Raw genomic sequence first — 2901 nt, 5'->3', positions numbered from 1 at the left:
TTGACGCCTCGCCGTTATATATCAGCTGGGTCGCGTCTGTTGCTGCATGACCACGATGACGTAACGCATTCAGTAAGTCAATCGCCCGAGTCGCTAGCAAGGTTAAAGTTGCAGGGTCGATATATAACCGCTTAACCCCCGATATCTTATCGGCGATACTGCCAGTATTGGATAGCAATCCACCTGCGATACCACCTATAGCAGCCCCCAATCCTAAGGTAGTACCAAGTGCTGCCGCGTCAATACCTAGCCCTAGTAACGCGCCAGCTGCCGCGCCAGAAGTAGTACGAATGCCATAGCTTTTGAGAAGCTCGGGGTCGAATGGGTCTTGCTGATAGGCCTGTAGCTCAAGTGGCGTTGCCGCTACGTCATTGTCATAAAATTTATATAAATTCAGTAAATTATGCTGCATTGCGCGTTCGCTCTGTCTAACCGCTTCTTGCATTTGCTGTAATACTGGCATGGGATCATCATCTTCGCCAATCTCTCGTACAAAAGCCGCGACGTTTAACAAAAAATCCGCAATGATAATATTGGCTTCATCATATAACTGTGCCCAGTTTTCAGTGCGTCGCGCCATTAACTGCTCAAGCATCTCAGAATGAGTAAGCATAGTCGCAAGATTTTGCCATAGACGCATCTCATCGTTAAATTCAAAGGCAACAGAGTCAAAGCGCGTTGAGATATGTAAGTTGCGCCGCGCCAGCATGGTCTGCCACTCATCTATATTGGCATCTTGAGCGTCAGTGAAGTTAAATACCGGCATAACAGGAATCGCTGCCCAAGATAAAATAGCCAGCTCATCTCTATATTTACCGAGTACCGGCTCGCGTGCATCGACGACATAAATAGCCATATCACTTGCCAACAGCTGACGGATAACCTTCGCTTCTTGGCTATAATCGTCATTGCTACTTAAGGCATCATCAGCTTGTGCAATATCTGCTGCCAAAAATTGCTGTAAGCGCTCAATACCATCACGGCGGCTGGCGGTATTATCCTCGAGCCAATCCATCAGCCCAGACGCGTCTTCCAAACCTGGGGTGTCATATAGGCTGACCAGTACTTCACCGGTTTGACTATCTGTTAGCTGTGCACGCTCCACATGACGGGTAGTCGCCGCTTCGTTTTTTACTTCACCGAAGTAAACGTCACGTAATAGGGTGCGCAATATAGAGGTCTTACCCGTATTGGTATGACCAACGACCGCAAGCTTTAGTGGCTCACCACTAGCGATAGTTTTTTTAGCTACCCTGTGGCTGGCTTCTGGTTCACTTGATGATACCGTGGTTAATCCAGACACTGGTTCCTGATGGTTGACCTCATAGGCTTTATCAGCAAAAAGACCAACAGGCTTATCCAGTTTCTGTTGGCTATGCAACTCATCATTGCCCTGATTATTTTTGTCATTGTTCATAATAGAATCTTATATTGGTTGGTAATATCCAAAAACATCTTAGCCATTTATTGTAGAACAAATTGAGCGTTATTTCGGTATAAGTTCAATAATCCATCGCCTAAAAAAACAGATGTTAGGCAACATTTCTCAGTCTCAGTTATTAATCAAACCAATATTACGAGCAGACAGGGCAGTTTGCCATTGCTGATAACGAACATGTTGGTTTTCATCTAACGGATCTAATGAGTTGCTATCGTTTAAGAGTTGTACAATCAGCCCGTGTGTGGCATGACTGGCGATTTGATCAAGTTTACGCAAGGTACCACGGTCAGGCAACGCTTTAAAATGGATACCAAGCAATACCTGTACTGGATGCTTATCTAAGTAAGATTTTAGCCGTGCCATATCATCACGGTCATCAACGATACCAAAATCCTCAATATCAGTCGTTTCAGTAATGCCTGTATCGAGACCCAATTGCCACCAGTTATCCTGCTCTGCTGGATATTCAAGTAAGGCAACCAGTTTCTTGCCAGCACTGACAGTAGCTTTTGGAGCAATAGGCGCAGGCGCTTCTTTAAAATCATCAGCATCAACCACATGGCGCTGCCAGAAGTTAAGAATTTTTTGATAATAAGGTAGCTTAATGTCCAACCGCATTTTTTTACGACGGAACATCAAGGCACAAAATGCCCATGCAAGCGCGCGCGGGACAATCCCATACATCAACAAACTACCGACCAACAATCCTGCCCATTGCCGTGCGACAGACAAAGGCATAGCATCAGTCACCAATCGGCTCTGGACGATAGCCGTACTGTCTGGCACATCAAATCCAACCATGCTTGGTAACCAGCCCAGTACCTGCGTCAAAGTAATCAGCGCCTGATTTGATAACAGGGTTGATTCCCAACTAAAGCTATATTGGCGCACAATCAACAGAAAAATAATCGCAAGCAGCATACCTGTTAAGGTTGCAAGCCATAATTGGTGGCTAAACCTACCCAAATACCAACGCATACCGCTATGTTGCAATTGACGCTCGTACAGAGTAACTGCCGCGTTGGTTACATCATCCTTACCACGTATTAAGTAGCTGGGACTGACAAAACTGGCAAACCAATTTGACGTTTGCTTGCCTCGATTGATGAGCGTCATGATCAGCCAACCTGCCAGCATGATGGTATGAAAACCTAGCAAGCAGACCAACACATAAAAGAAGTTCACTACGTTGGTCTGTAATAAAGTAAACAATCCCAAAAATCCCGAGAGACACCACACCACACTCATAATAACCATGATGCCTTTGATACGACCGTCAATCTTACCAAGCACGCCTGCCATTGCGCTATTACTGTCTATCCGTGAGGCGCGTCGATGCAATTTTTGCAGGGGCGTGCCTTCTTCACTTTGCAGTTTTTCAGTAATGAGTAGTGGGTCTGTGGCAAAAACATGCTGCTGCGTCTCAAGAGTACGTACTAGCTCAGTCAATTGGTCTTGGG

General features: G+C 45.6%; 2 protein-coding genes. Both read right to left on the bottom strand.

What is annotated here, in order from left to right; genetic code table 11:
* On the bottom strand, nt 1–1417 hold a 1417-nt coding region (locus VLN09_RS07325), incomplete at its 3' end, for a DUF3482 domain-containing protein (protein WP_325245122.1).
* A gap of 135 nt (nt 1418–1552) precedes the next feature.
* Nucleotides 1553–2901 (bottom strand): DUF2868 domain-containing protein (locus VLN09_RS07320; protein WP_325245120.1); only part of this gene is annotated, 1349 nt, incomplete at its 5' end.

Origin of the sequence: Psychrobacter sp. (genome assembly GCF_035469765.1) — a bacterium.
Classification (GTDB): Bacteria; Pseudomonadota; Gammaproteobacteria; order Pseudomonadales; family Moraxellaceae; genus Psychrobacter.
Note: the sequence above shows the minus strand (reverse complement) of the source record. Positions and strands in the feature narration are given on the sequence as shown.